The sequence below is a fragment of the Amycolatopsis sp. NPDC048633 genome (genome assembly GCF_040650695.1).
In the GTDB taxonomy this organism is placed as follows: domain Bacteria; phylum Actinomycetota; class Actinomycetes; order Mycobacteriales; family Pseudonocardiaceae; genus Amycolatopsis.
On sequence record NZ_JBEZHS010000007.1, the window covers coordinates 109884 to 122846 of the forward strand.

Annotated in this window: 10 protein-coding genes; 4 read left to right on the forward strand and 6 right to left on the reverse strand. The window is 71.4% G+C overall.

Features of this window, described 5'->3' with window-relative positions:
- Window positions 1–34: 34 nt before the first annotated feature.
- Both AB0C38_RS16125 and AB0C38_RS16130 read left to right on the forward strand, forming a co-directional pair.
- On the forward strand, window positions 35–763 hold the full coding sequence (locus AB0C38_RS16125) for an SIS domain-containing protein (protein ID WP_360672988.1): 729 nt from the start codon (window positions 35–37) through the stop codon (window positions 761–763).
- Between the two features lie 114 nt (window positions 764–877).
- A complete protein-coding gene (locus tag AB0C38_RS16130; RefSeq protein WP_360672991.1) occupies window positions 878–2038 on the forward strand; it encodes a serine hydrolase domain-containing protein in 1161 nt (386 codons plus the stop codon).
- Between the two features lie 104 nt (window positions 2039–2142).
- On the opposite strand, the gene AB0C38_RS16135 is transcribed toward AB0C38_RS16130, so the two are convergent.
- Together AB0C38_RS16135 and AB0C38_RS16140 are read right to left on the reverse strand one after the other, a co-directional pair.
- Window positions 2143–4014 carry an ABC transporter ATP-binding protein gene (locus tag AB0C38_RS16135; RefSeq protein ID WP_360672993.1) on the reverse strand — a complete coding sequence of 624 codons (1872 nt, stop codon included), beginning with the start codon at window positions 4012–4014 and terminating at the stop codon, window positions 2143–2145.
- Window positions 4015–4112: 98 nt separating this feature from the next.
- Window positions 4113–4553: a MarR family transcriptional regulator gene (locus tag AB0C38_RS16140; protein ID WP_360672996.1), complete on the reverse strand. Its 441-nt coding sequence runs from the start codon at window positions 4551–4553 to the stop codon at window positions 4113–4115.
- A 72-nt stretch (window positions 4554–4625) separates the two neighbouring features.
- Between AB0C38_RS16140 and AB0C38_RS16145 the strand changes: the two genes are divergently transcribed.
- Entirely contained in the window at window positions 4626–5480 is an 855-nt protein-coding gene (locus AB0C38_RS16145; RefSeq protein ID WP_360673000.1) for an LLM class flavin-dependent oxidoreductase, read from the forward strand.
- A 120-nt stretch (window positions 5481–5600) separates the two neighbouring features.
- Complete coding sequence (locus AB0C38_RS16150) at window positions 5601–6869, forward strand: glycosyltransferase 87 family protein (protein WP_360673407.1); 1269 nt, start codon at window positions 5601–5603, stop codon at window positions 6867–6869.
- Here the strand turns inward: AB0C38_RS16150 and AB0C38_RS16155 are convergent, their stop codons facing one another.
- The 4 genes from AB0C38_RS16155 to AB0C38_RS16170 all read right to left on the reverse strand — a co-directional run bounded on the left by AB0C38_RS16155 (window position 6870) and on the right by AB0C38_RS16170 (window position 12652).
- Window positions 6870–7079, reverse strand: coding sequence for a helix-turn-helix domain-containing protein (locus tag AB0C38_RS16155; protein ID WP_003071237.1), 210 nt, complete (start codon window positions 7077–7079; stop codon window positions 6870–6872).
- Window positions 7080–7257: 178 nt separating this feature from the next.
- Window positions 7258–8886, reverse strand: coding sequence for an ABC-F family ATP-binding cassette domain-containing protein (locus AB0C38_RS16160; RefSeq protein ID WP_360673002.1), 1629 nt, complete (start codon window positions 8884–8886; stop codon window positions 7258–7260).
- Window positions 8887–9032: 146 nt separating this feature from the next.
- On the reverse strand, window positions 9033–9704 hold the full coding sequence (locus tag AB0C38_RS16165; protein ID WP_360673005.1) for an acVLRF1 family peptidyl-tRNA hydrolase: 672 nt from the start codon (window positions 9702–9704) through the stop codon (window positions 9033–9035).
- Window positions 9705–9775: 71 nt separating this feature from the next.
- Window positions 9776–12652 carry a S8 family serine peptidase gene (locus AB0C38_RS16170; RefSeq protein WP_360673008.1) on the reverse strand — a complete coding sequence of 959 codons (2877 nt, stop codon included), beginning with the start codon at window positions 12650–12652 and terminating at the stop codon, window positions 9776–9778.
- Window positions 12653–12963 lie beyond the last annotated feature (311 nt).

Genomic DNA, 12963 nt, shown 5'->3' on the forward strand with positions numbered 1-12963 from the left:
GATTCGGCGCCCGGTCCCCTACGGAAGGGTGGGTGTGGTGAGCGCCACGGACATCTCGGGCAGCGTCGCGAAGCAACTGGCGGACGTCGAGCAGGCCAACGCCGAGGCAGTGCGCGAAGCGGCGGATCTGGTGCTGGGGGTGATCCGGGCCGACGCACTGGTCTACACCGCCGGGGCCGGGCACTCGCTGGCCGCCGTCGCCGAGACGTTCTACCGGGCCGGCGGCCTGGCCTGCGTCTACCCGCTGTACCACCCGGACCTGCTCCCGCTGCACGGCGCGGTGAGCAGCACGAAGACCGAGCGGCGCACCGGCCTGGCCGCCGAGGTGCTGGCCGAGCGCGCGCCAGGACCCGAGGACGTGCTGGTGGTGTTCTCGACGTCCGGGTCGAACCCGTACCCGGTCGAGCTGTGCATCGAGGCCCGCGAGCGCGGGGCGGCGGTCATCGCGATCACGTCGCGGGCGTGCGTGGCGGCGGCGCCGCGGCGGTCGTCGAGCACGCTGGTCGAGCAGGGCACCGTCGTGCTGGACTCGCTGGTGATCCCCGGCGACGCGAGCTACCCGCCGGACGCGCCGCGCACCGCGCCGCTGTCCACTGTGGTCAACGCGTTCCTGTGGAACCTGGTGCTCGCGCAGGTCTACGACCGCGGGACGGCCGAGGGTCTCGACGTCCCGCTGTGGCGCAGCTCCAACGTGGCAGGCGGCGACGAGGCGAACGCGGCGCTGCTGGAGAAGTACAGCGCGATCGTGCCGCGGCTGAAGTAGCCCTTTTCCGTAAAAAAGCACCGGCCGGGCACGCCTTGACGGGCGTGCCCGGCCCCCTTTAGCGTCGCCATACCGACTGGTCGGTGTGCTCAACGACGAGCTGAGGAGATCCCCATGGACGGTGCCACGGCGACGGTGCACGGCGAGTGCGCCCCGGGATTCGAGCCGGTGCGCGAAGCCTTCGAGGAGAACTTCCGCGAACGGGGCGAACTGGGAGCCGCGTTCACCGCCATCCGCCACGGCGAGGTCGTCGTCGACCTGTGGGGCGGCTGGTCCGGGCCGGACCGCGCGCGTCCGTGGCAGGCGGACACCCTCGCCAACGTCTGGTCGACGACCAAGGGCATGACCGCGATCTGCGCGCACAAACTCGCCGACGCCGGCGAGCTGGACGTCGACGCGCCGGTCGCGAAGTACTGGCCGGAGTTCGCCGCGGCGGGCAAGGGCGAGGTCCCGGTGCGCTGGCTGCTCTCGCACCGTTCCGGCGTACCCGGGATCGGCCTCGACCGGCCGGTGGCGGTCGAGGAGCTGTACGACTGGGACCTGATGACGTCCCTGCTGGCGGCGCAGGAACCGTTGTACCCGCCGGGTTCCGCGGGCGGGTACCACGCGCTGGCTTACGGCTGGCTCGTCGGCGAGGTCGTGCGGCGGATCGCCGGGCAGGGCATCCGCGAGTTCTTCGCCGAGCAGGTCGCCGGGCCGCTGGACGCGGACTTCTCGATCGGGCTGGGACCCGACGCCGACCTGGACCGCTGCGCGACCCTCGTCGACCCGGTCATGACCGAGGAGATGGCGAACGCGCTGGCCACGGCGTTCGCCGCGGCCGGCCCCGTCGCGCAGGCCGCGTTGACCAACCCGCGGCTCGCGGGCCACCACGCGAACGAGCCGGCCTTCCGCCACGCCGTCATGCCGGCGCTGAACGGCCACGGCACGGCCCGCGCGATCGCGACGATCTACAACGGCCTGGTGGACGGGACGCTGCTCTCCCCCGCTGGGCTGGCCCGGGCGCGGGAGAGCCAGGGCAAGGAGATCGACGCGGTGCTCGGCCTGCCCAACGAGTGGGGCCTGGGCTTCTACCTCGGCAGCGACGCCCGCGGCTTCGGCCCCAACCCGGTGGCCTTCGGCCACGACGGCCTCGGCGGCTCCACCGGCGGAGCCGACCCCGAGAACGGCATCTCGTTCGGCTACACGCTCAACCAGCTGGGCCCCCTGATCCGCGACGACCCCCGCAAGATGGCCCTGGTCCAGTCCCTCTACAAGTCCCTCCCGAACACGTAACCCACGTGATCAGAGCCGTGACTCGCGTGTTTGGGGCCGGAACTCGCGAGTTCCGGCCCCAAACACGCGAGATACGGGCTCGATCACGCGAGTCCCGTGGCTGATCACGCCACGGCGGGCTCTTCTTCGGCGAACTGGGTTGCGTGGAGGGTTGCGTAGCGGCCGTTTGCCGCCAGGAGTTCGTCGTGCGTGCCGCGCTCGACGATCTCGCCGTGCTCCAGGACCAGGATCTGGTCGGCCGCGCGGACCGTCGACAGCCGGTGCGCGATCACCAGGGCCGTGCGGCCGGCCAGCGCGTGGGTCAGGGCTTCGCCGACCGCCGCTTCGGACTCGGAGTCCAGGTGCGCGGTCGCCTCGTCCAGCACGACGACCTTGGGCTGCGCCAGCAGCAGCCGCGCGATCGTCAGCCGCTGGCGTTCGCCGCCGGAGAGGCGGTAGCCGCGCTCCCCCACCGTCGTGTCGAGGCCGTCGGGCAGGGAGTGGGCCAGCTCGCCGAGCCGCGCCCGCTCCAGCGCCGCCCAGATCTCGTCGTCCGTGACGTCCGGACGCGCGTAGGCCAGGTTCGCGCGGATCGTGTCGTGGAACAGGTGCCCGTCCTGCGTGACGACCCCGACGGTTTCCCGCAGTGAAGCGAAACTCAGGTCCCGGACGTCCACATCGGACAGCCGCACCGAACCGGAGTCGACGTCGTAGAGCCGCGGGAGCAGCGACGCGATCGTCGACTTCCCCGCCCCGGACGACCCGACCAGCGCGACCATCTGCCCCGGCTCCGCGCGGAACGAGATCCCGTGCAGCACTTCGTCTCCGCCCCGGTGATCGAGCGTCGCGACGTCTTCCAGCGACGCCAGCGAGTACCGATCCGCCGCGGGGTAGCCGAAGCGGACGTCGGAGAACTCGACGGCGACACCGGAAGAAGGAGGCAGCGTGCGCGCGGCCGGCTTCTCCTCGATCATCGGCTTCAGGTCGAGGACCTCGAAGACCCGCTCGAACGACACCAGCGCGGTCATGACGTCGACGCGGACGTTGGCCAGCGCGGTCAGCGGCGCGTAGAGCCGGGTCAGCAGCAGGGCCAGCGCGACGACGGTGCCCGGCGCCAGCTGGCCCGTCAGCGCGAGATAGCCGCCGAGGCCGTAGACGAGTGCCTGCGCCAGCGCCGAAACCAGGGTCAGGCTGGTCATGAACCAGCGGGTCAGCATCGCGGTCCGGATGCCGATGTCGCGCACGCGCCCCGCCCGCACCCCGAAGTCCCCTGCTTCCTGCGCCGGCCGGCCGAAGAGCTTCACCAAAGTCGCGCCCGGCGCGGAGAAGCGCTCGGTCATCTGCGTGGTCATGCCGGCGTTGAGGTCCGCGGCCTCCCGCTGCAGCCCGGCCATCCGGCGGCCGAGCCGGCGCGCGGGCAGCACGAAGATCGGCAGCAGCACCAGCGCGAGCAGCGTGACCTGCCACGACAGCGTCAGCATGACGGCCAGCGAAAGCGCCAACTGGATCGTGTTGGTGACCAGGCCGGACAGCGTCGCGGTGAACGTCCGCTGCGCGCCGATGACGTCGTTGTTCAGCCGCGAGACCAGTGCCCCGGTGCGGGTGCGCGTGAAGAACGCGATCGGCATCTTCTGCACGTGCTCGAAGACCGCGCGCCGCAGGTCGTAGATGATGCCTTCGCCGATGCGCGCCGACTGCCACCGCTCGACCAGGCCGAAGCCGGCGTCGGCGACCGCGAGCAGGGCGATGACGATCGCGAGCCAGACGACCAGCGGCAGGTCACCGCCGCCGACGATCGCGTCGACCACCTTGCCCGCCAGCACCGGCGTCGACACCGCCAGGACCGCCGAGATCACGGTCAGCCCGAGGAAGGCCAGCAGCCGCCGCCAGTGTGGCCGGGCGAACCGGGCGACGCGTTTGAGCGTGCCGCGCGTCAGCCCCTTCGGTACGTCGTTGGCGCGCATCGCCGAGCTCAGCAACGCCCAGGTGTTGTCCATGAGGAACCCCCAGTGTCAAAAACCTCTACTATAGCTGAGGTTTTTTCCGGATATGACCTGGACAACGTCACCGTTGCCCGTTTGCTTCCCGCCGCCGTTCACTCCCCGCGAACAACGCGGTGCAGCGCGGCACGCAGCCGTTCCGCCTCCCCCTCGGCCAGGGGTGCCAGCAGCGAGGCCTCAGCCTGCCGCGTCACTTCCTCGCCCGCCGCGCGGACCCGCTCGCCTTCGCCGGTCAACGTCACGAGGCGCTTGCGGCGGTCGCCCGGCGCGACCTCGCGCCGGACCAGCCCGCCGGCTTCCAGCTCGTCGACCAGCGCGACCATCGTCGTCCGGTCGATGCCCAGGCGCGCCGCGCCCTCCTGCTGCGACAGCGCCGGCCCGTCCCCGAACAGCGTGAGCAGCGCGAGCTGCCGGCCGCTGACCCCGAGCTGCGCGTACCGCGGCTCGGCCAGCTCGGCGAGCCGCAGCTGGGCGTGCTTGAGCAGGTAACCGAGCCGGCGGGTGACGGCGGGGGGCACCCCGAGGTCGCTGGACATGCGAGGACCTTACCCCTACGCTGATCGTCAGTCTTACTGATGATTTAGACAACTGATAATCAGGAGAGCGGTATGACCACCGTCGGCCTCAAGCCACCCCAGCAGCACCTCGGCATCGGCGCGCTCCGCGAGATCTGGGCCATCGCCGACGACGCCGGCTTCGACGGCTGCTGGGTCTTCGACCACCTCGCCCCGATGGGCCCGGACCGCACCGGCGACGTCTTCGACGGCTGGTCCCTCCTCGCCGCGATGGCCGAAGCGACGAAGCGGGTGCGCATCGGATGCCTGGTCTCCGGCACCACCAACCGCCACCCGGGTACGTTCGCGAAGATCGCCGCGACCGTCGACCACCTCTCCGGCGGCCGGCTCGACGTCGGCCTCGGCGCCGGCGGCGACGCGTTCACCGACGCGATGATGGGTACACCGACGCCGTCACCGGTCGAACGCGTCGAACGGCTCGCCGAAACCTGCGAAATCCTCAGTCTGCTGTGGACTCGCGAAGAAGAAACCGATTACCGTGGCCACCACTACACCTTGACCGCCGCGCGAAGCGATCCGAAGCCCCGGCAGCCGAAGCCGCCGCTGTGGCTGGGCAGTAGCGGCGAAAAGCTCGGCCTGCGCGTCGTCGCCGAACACGCCGACGTCTGGCTGAACGCGGCCCTGCCGGGCACGGAAATCACCGAGCTGCAACGGCTTTCCCGCGTGCTGGACGACCACTGCGCCGCGGCCGGCCGGGACCCGGCGACGATCCGCCGTGCGGTGCAGTTCCGGCTGCCGTCCGATGCGGACAGTGCCGTGCGGCTCGCGCAGAGCTACGTCGAGGCGGGCTTCACCGAGCTGGTCCTGATGCCGACCGGGCACGACGACGTTGTCACCGCATCGGAAGCGGCCGCGAAGCTGCTCCCCCGCCTGCGAGACGTCGGCTGAACCGGGCGCCGGGCCCGTCGGTAGCCTGGCGAAGTGGAAACGGAGGTGGGCCGGGCGCCCGCATGGCGGCGCGCGGCACGGCTCTTCACCGCACCCGCGGCCACCCTCGAACGAGCCCCGCTGCGCTGGGACCTGGGTTTCTACCTCGTCTGCCTGGCCTTCGCGCTGCCGACGGCGCTCAAGTCCGAGTTCTACGGCTACCGCGTCTGGGGCAACTTCGCGACGGTCGCGTACGCCCTCGGCGCGCTGCACAGCGGCTGGCTGCTGCTGTCCGCACGAACCGGCAGTACGCCACGCGGCGTACTCGCCTCACGCTGGTGCGGGATCGCCGCGGTCGCCCTGTTGGCAATGATCCTTCCGTTGCTGCTCCTGGTGATCCGCCGGCTGACCGGAGTGGACTGGCTGATCACGCCGTTCTCGTGGGCCGCGCAGCCCGAGGTCTGGGTGATCGAGCGGTCCGCGGATCTGCTGCTGCACCACGGAACCCCGTACGTCGACGTCACCGCGCTCGGCCGGGCACCGGAGGTCAACGACTACACCCCCTACGGCCCGGTGATGGCGGTCTTCGGCCTGCCCCGGGCGTTGTTCGGCGGCACCCCGCTGGGCGACGCGCTCACCGACGCCCGCTGGATGTTCGCCCTGGCCGCCTGCGCGTGCGTGCTGGGCACGCTGAAGCTGTTGAGGTGGCCCGAGGTCCCGGTCGGCGCGGCCCAGCTCGCGCTGGCCTGCCCGCTCACCGCGCTCACCTGGGCGGTCGCCGGGCCGGACCTGGCGATCGTCGGGTTGCTGGTGCTCGCCTGCGCGCTCGCCGCGACCGGGCGGGCCGCCTGGTCGGGCCTGGTGCTGGCGCTGGTCGTCAGCGCGAAGCTCATCGTCGCGCCCGCGGCCGCGGTCCTGGCCGTGTTCGTGCTGGTACGCCGAAGCTCGGTCAGCCACGAAACCGGGCTCGACTGGCCCGCGGCCGGGCGGTTCGCGTCAGCGCTGGTGGCCACCACGGCCGCGCTGCACCTGCCCGTGTACCTCGTGGACCCGGCGGCGTTCGTGGAGCACGTCTTCCGGTTCCCCCTCGGGATGGGCGCCGTGCGGTCGCCCGCGGCGAGCCCGTTGCCGGGCCACCTGATCGCCGCGATCGGCCCGGTGGGCCAGGTGATCGCGTTCGTGCTCGTCGGCGCCGCGGCCGTGGCCATGGTGCTCTGGCTGGTGCGCCGGCCCCCCGCGAACGGCTCCGGCGCAGTCCTGCGCATCGCCGTCGGACTCGGCGCGTTGATCCTGCTCACCCCGGCCACCCGGTACGGCTACCTGGTGTACCCGCTGGTCCTGCTCGGGGCCCACCTGACGTTCCGCGTGGCCGAACTTCCCACTGCGCGCCCCCCGCGCAGCAGCTCCTGACTACTTCTTCTTGACCCGCGTCGCCCCGCCGCGCCCCCGCAGCTGGACCCCGGACTCCGACAGCACCCGGTGGACGAACCCGTAGGAACGCCCCGTCGACTCCGCGAGCGCCCGGATGCTCGAGCCCTTCTCGTATTTCTTCTTCAGGTCAGCGGCCAGCTTGTCGCGCGTGTTGCCGGTGATCCGCGCGCCTTTCTTGAGATCAGCCACGTCGATCGCCTTCCCGCCGAGAGTGTTCTGGGCCACATATCGACCCCTGCCGGGGCAATGATCGAACACTGAGCGCCGGAATGCCAGACGACAGACGTAAAACAGCCGAAACTGCGATCACATTGGGCCATTCCAGTGCCCGGCCGTAGCGATCTTGCACCCGAATGGACGCATAGAGTCACGCAAGCTGGACAAGTTCCAGATAGTCGGCCGACCAGTGATCCTCGGTGCCGTCGGGCAGCAGGATGACCCGCTCGGGCTCGAGTGCCTCGACCGCGCCGGGGTCGTGCGTGACCAGGACGACGGCGCCGGCGAAGCTGCGCAATGCGTCCAGGACCTGGGCGCGGCTGGCCGGGTCCAGGTTGTTCGTCGGCTCGTCGAGGAGCAAGACGTTGGCAGCACTGGAGACCAGGCTCGCGAGGGCGAGCCGGGTCTTCTCGCCGCCGGAAAGGGTGCCGGCGGGCTGGTCGAGTTGTTCGCCGGTGAAGAGGAACGAGCCGAGCAGGTTCCGCAACTCCTGAGCACCGGTGTCCGGCGAGAGATGTCGGATGTTTTCCCACACCGACGCATCATGATCAAGAGTTTCGTGTTCCTGTGCGTAATAGCCCAAACGCATTCCGTGACCCGGCACGATCTCGCCGGTGTCCGGAGTTTCCATTCCGCCGAGGAGCCGGAGCAAAGTCGTCTTTCCCGCACCGTTCAGCCCGAGTACGACGACCTTCGAACCGCGGTCGATCGCGAGATCGACCCCGGTGAAGATTTCCAGTGAGCCGTACGACTTCGAGAGGCCCTCGGCGGTGAGCGGGGTCCGGCCGCACGGGGCGGGCTCGGGGAACTTGATCCGGGCGACCTTGTCGGCCACCCGGGTCTCGTCGAGCGCGGACAGCATCTGCTCGGCGCGGCGCGCCATGTTCTTGGCCGCCACGGCCTTCGTCGCCTTCGCGCCGAGCTTCGCGGCCTGCTGCTGCAGCGCCGACGCCTTCTTCTCGGCGTTGGCGCGCTCACGGCGGCGGCGCTTCTCGTCGGTCGCGCGCGCGTCGAGGTAGCGCTGCCAGCCCATGTTGTACAGGTCCAGCTCGCCGCGGGTCGCGTCGAGGAACCACACCTTGTTGACGACGTCGGCCAGCAGCTCGACGTCGTGGCTGATCACGACCAGGCCGCCGTCGTGCTGCTTGAGGAACCCGCGCAGCCAGTTGATGGAGTCGGCGTCGAGGTGGTTGGTCGGCTCGTCGAGCAGCAGGATCGTCTCGGACTTGCCGCCGGCACCCGCTTCGGCCGCGGCGAACAGGATCCGCGCCAGCTCGACGCGGCGGCGCTGCCCACCGGACAGCGTCTGCAGCGTCTGCGCCAGGATCCGGTCGGCCAGGCCGAGGTTCGAGCAGATCCGCGCGGCTTCGCTCTCCGCGGCGTACCCGCCGAGCGACGAGAAGCGCTCTTCGAGCCGGGCGTAGCGGTTGATGGCCTTGTCGCGCGCGGCGTCGTCGACGAGCTCGGCCATCGAGGCCTGCGCCTTCTCCATGTCGCGCATCAGCTTGTCGAGGCCGCGCGCGGAGAGCACGCGGTCCTTCGCGCTGATCGAAAGATCACCTTCGCGCGGGTCCTGCGGCAGGTAGCCGAGCTCGCCGGTGCGGCGGACCTCGCCCGCGTGCGGCTCGCCTTCGCCGGCGAGGACCCTCAGCGACGTGGTCTTGCCCGCGCCGTTGCGGCCGACGAGGCCGATGCGGTCGCCGGACTGGATGCGGATGCTGGCGCCGTCGAGCAGGATGCGCGAACCCGCGCGCAGCTCAAGGCCGGTGGCCGTGATCAAGGGAAACTCCCGTGGAAGGGGGTGAATGGAGGACAGCGTCGGGCGGCCGGTCGGTGGTGACCGGCGCCGGCGTCACTCCAGCTGGATATCCACGGAGACCAGTGTACGGGCCGGGGTCCAGCGGATTTCCTCCGACGTGTGCGGTCTCACCCGTCGCGCAGCGTGACCTGCACCGACAGCGCCCGCACGGCCGCTTCTTCGAGCACCGCGCGGCTCGGTTCGCCGACCTCCAGCACGCGCGGCTCCGCCCGGGCGAACACCGGGGCCAGCCGGCGGTCAAGCCGGAGCTCGTCGAGCGCCCGCCGGTCGCCGCCGAGGACCACGGCGTCCACTTCGGACAGCCGCGGCACCAGCACCTCGAAGACGTCCTGCGCCGCGTCCCGCAGCGCGTGCCGCGCCTGACCCGCGCGACGCCGGGCGAAGCGCTGCTGCGACCAGCCGCCCGCGGCGGACCGGCCTTGCACGAGGTGCCGGTCGGTGCGCGAGAGTTCGACCCGGCCCCCACGCGCGACGCCGAGGCTGTGCCCGCCGAGCCGCACCAGCACGAGCGCGATCCGCCGCGGCACCAGCGCGTGCGCCAGGAGCGCGTCGACGACCAGGCCGTCGAACGTCCCGGACGGCACTTCGAGCGGTCCGAAAGGGACGGTCGCGGTCGCGGTGGCCCCGTCGGCGGCCACCACGCGCACCGCGCGCCCCGAGACCTCGGTCGTGTCGGTCCCTTCGTGGCGGGCGGAGAAGCGGTCGAACCAGCCGGCCAGCCGGTCGGGCGGCACCTCCACCGCGCGGCCGCCGCCCGCGACCTGCCGGGGCTTCGCCATGAGGAAACCGTACGGGGCCGCCGCGTCGCCGCGACGGCCCCGTACGGGTGGTTCACTTCACCGGATGCCGGTTACAGCGGGTGCACCGGGCCGTTGTTCGTGTATCCTCGCACGTTCGACGGCGCTCCGGCCGCCGGCGGCTGCACGAACCCGTTGATGTGCAGCGCCACCGAACGGATCGAGCCGGCGTCGCCGCCCGCCGCGTCGACCACGCCGAACGTCCACGTGCCGTCGACCGCCGCGGCGGTCAGGCCGCCGGTCAGCGACTGCGTCGGCCGCCACGTCCCGGTGAACGGCGCGTTCGCCGAAGTCACCGTGCTGAACGCGGTCGCGGCGGTGTCGGCGAAGACGACCTGGCACAGGTTCTTGCCGGAGCCGCCGTTGCGCTGGAACACCGTCGCCTTCGCCCCGGAGGGCGCGGTCAGCGTGCCGACCAGGTCACCGACGTAGGAGTGGTTGAGCCCCACGGTCGTCGACGTCGGGTCCGTGCTGCAGGTGGCACCGTCCACCGAGAACGCCACCTTGGACGCGCGGCCGACCCCGGTGACCGGGATGGTCACCGACGCGCCGACCGGGCTGTTGTCCGGGATCGCCACCGGCGCGCCGGCGTAGGCGAAGTCCTGCGCGACCGACGACGGGGTGCCGACCGGAAGCGAGAACGTCGACGTCGTCGGCGAGTGCGCACCGGCGAAGCTGACGCGGGCGTTCAGCACCACCGGCGCGCCGAGCTGCTGCGTCGCCGGCACGGTGATGGTGAAGTCGTTGACGCCGGTCTGTCCCGGGCTGATGGTGCCGTAGGACTTGGACCGCGGCGCCACCGTGACACCCGGGGTCGGGCTGGTGAGCACGACGCTGGTCGACACCGCGGTGCCGTCACCGTCGTTGGTCACCGGCAGCGTCACCTTGGCCGTGTCGCCCGGGTCGAGCGCCGAGCCGCCGTCGGCCGGGGTGACCGTCGGCTGCTTCGCAACGGCGAGGGGCTGCGGGCTGGCACCGGTGTAGGCGAGCACCTTGTCCGCGAGGATGACGCCGGACCCGGTGAAGTTGTCACGCCCCGGGGTTTCGATGTCGATCGCGGTGTTGATCAGCGCCTCGCGGACCTCGGACGGCGGCAGGCCGGGGTTGCCGGACAGCACCAGCGAGGCGATGGCGGCCGCGTGCGGTGCGGCGGCCGAGGTGCCGAAGAACGGGTTGAAGCCGGTCACGCTGGTCTTCACGCCGTCGGCCGCGGTGATCTCCGGCTTGTTCCGGACCTCACCACCGGTCGAAGACACGTTGCCCGGGGTGATCGGGGTGCCGTCGGCTTCGTAGAACACGCGCCGCGGACCGTCGGAGGTGAACCGCTCGGCCTTCGACGCGCCGCTGAACGCACCCGGGAACGGGCCGGTCGGGTTGGCCGGGTCACCCGGCTCCAGGGGCCGCCCGAACGCCGCCGCCGCCGGGGTGGCCGCGACGCTGAAGGCGTCCCGCGCGGCCGAGTGGCCGACCGTCACACCCGGGGTGTTGTAGGCCTTGAGGCCGTCCGCCGAGTCCTTGAACCGGCCGCGCAGCGCGGACAGCGACAGGTAGCGGGCCTCACCGGAGAACTTCACGACGGCCAGGCGCAGCCCGGTGCCGCCGAAGGCCGGCGTCTGCAGGATCTCGAACGGGTCCTGGGTACCGTCCTGGACGTCCTGGCTGAAGCTGACCACGGCACCCGCGGAGTTGAGCAGGTAGAGGTCGTAGTCGTTCGCCGAGTGCCCGAGCGGGTCGGACCAGTGCAGCGTCACCGGGACGCCGGCCGAAGAGGCGTCCGAGACGGGCTCGTAGATCTGGTTGCCCGCCGCGCCCGCGAAGTTGTGCGCGGTACCGGCGAACTTGCCGACCGACTTGCCGGAGTCGACGAAGTCGCCCTCCCAGTGACCGGCGGTGCCGTCGGCGACGTTGCCCTCGTTGCCCGCCGACGAGAAGTACAGCGCGCCGTCCGCGGTCACGTCGTTCACGGCCTGGGCGATGATCCAGTCCTGGAACGGGGATTCCTTGAAGTAGATGACGTCGTCGACGATGACGTCGCAGTGCGACTCGAAGCGCAGCTTGCGGATGTTGTCCGCGAAGCTGGCGTCGGAGTTGAACGCCGACGCGAAGCCGAGCGCGGCGTTGGGCGCGAGGTCGTGGATGATCTCGAGCATCGCGGTGCCCTCGTCGCCGTCGCCCTCCTGCCCGGCGATGACGTCGACGTTCGGCGGGAGCTCGCCCTTGGCCTGCGAAGCGGCCAGCGAGTCGACGCCGTCCGACAGCGCGCACGCCTTGACGCCGACGCCGGTGACGCCGAACTGCTGGCGCGCGATGTCGGCGTTGTGGGCGCGGTCGCCCTCACTGGTCAGGGTCGCGGCGGCGGCAGCGCTGCGCTGCGACTTGCTCGCAACCGCTTTCTGCAGCTCGCCGGCGATGCGGTCGGCCTTCTGCTGCTTGGTTTCGGTCTTGGCCGGCGTCGTCGCCGGGGTGGCCAGCTCGCGGGCCGTCATGGCCTGGTCGGCCTGCTCGACGCGCTTGACGTCGCCGCGGGCGGCGATCGCGGCGAGCTGGTTCAGCGGCACCTCGGCGCGGACGCTGCCGTACCGGTCGGATATCGCGCGGATACCCGCCCCGGCCTTGGTCAGCCCGGCGATGAGGTCCGGCGAGACCTTGCTCGCGCGGATGTCGACCAGGACTGTCCCGGCCGAGGAAACTTTGGCCCCAGACTGCAGCGCGTTCAGCTGCTTGGTCACGCCCTTCTGGGCGGCGAGCAGGTTGCTGTCCACTTTGGACTCGGCGGCGGTGCGGCCCGCCTTGACCGCCTGGAGGGCGGCGATCTGCTGTTGGGCGACTTCGGTGAAGGCGTCCGGTGTGGACGCGGTGGCGGCGCCCGCGGCGGGCGGCGACACGAGGCCGAGGGCGGCGAGCAGCGCCGCGGCCCCGGCTGTGAGCACGGTGGATCTCGATCTGGTGGAACGGGTACGACGCACGTGCGCCCTCCGATATCTCCAGGCGCGTGCCCCGACTCACGCTGACCGATCGTCGGTGATCACCGACGAGACCCAGTCAAGTACGGTGAGTTCTCCGTAAAAACCCGCCGTTCGAGTGACAAAGGACGGATAATTTCCCGAACCGGCCGGAGGTCGTAGGCCGGTCGGCGCAACGGTGAATTTCCCACGGGACACTGGCAGGACAACCGGCGTGAGGACGCCCGCCGCAAGGCATTCCGAGGGGTGGGATGTCCACTTGAGGCAGTCGAGACCGT

Coding starts and splice junctions, on each gene's coding strand:
- AB0C38_RS16140 (WP_360672996.1), bottom strand. CDS start 4,553: ATGTCCAGCGACCTCGGGGTGCCCCCCGCCGTCACCCGCCGGCTCGGT.
- AB0C38_RS16145 (WP_360673000.1), top strand. CDS start 4,626: ATGACCACCGTCGGCCTCAAGCCACCCCAGCAGCACCTCGGCATCGGC.
- AB0C38_RS16130 (WP_360672991.1), top strand. CDS start 878: ATGGACGGTGCCACGGCGACGGTGCACGGCGAGTGCGCCCCGGGATTC.
- AB0C38_RS16165 (WP_360673005.1), bottom strand. CDS start 9,704: ATGGCGAAGCCCCGGCAGGTCGCGGGCGGCGGCCGCGCGGTGGAGGTG.
- AB0C38_RS16135 (WP_360672993.1), bottom strand. CDS start 4,014: ATGGACAACACCTGGGCGTTGCTGAGCTCGGCGATGCGCGCCAACGAC.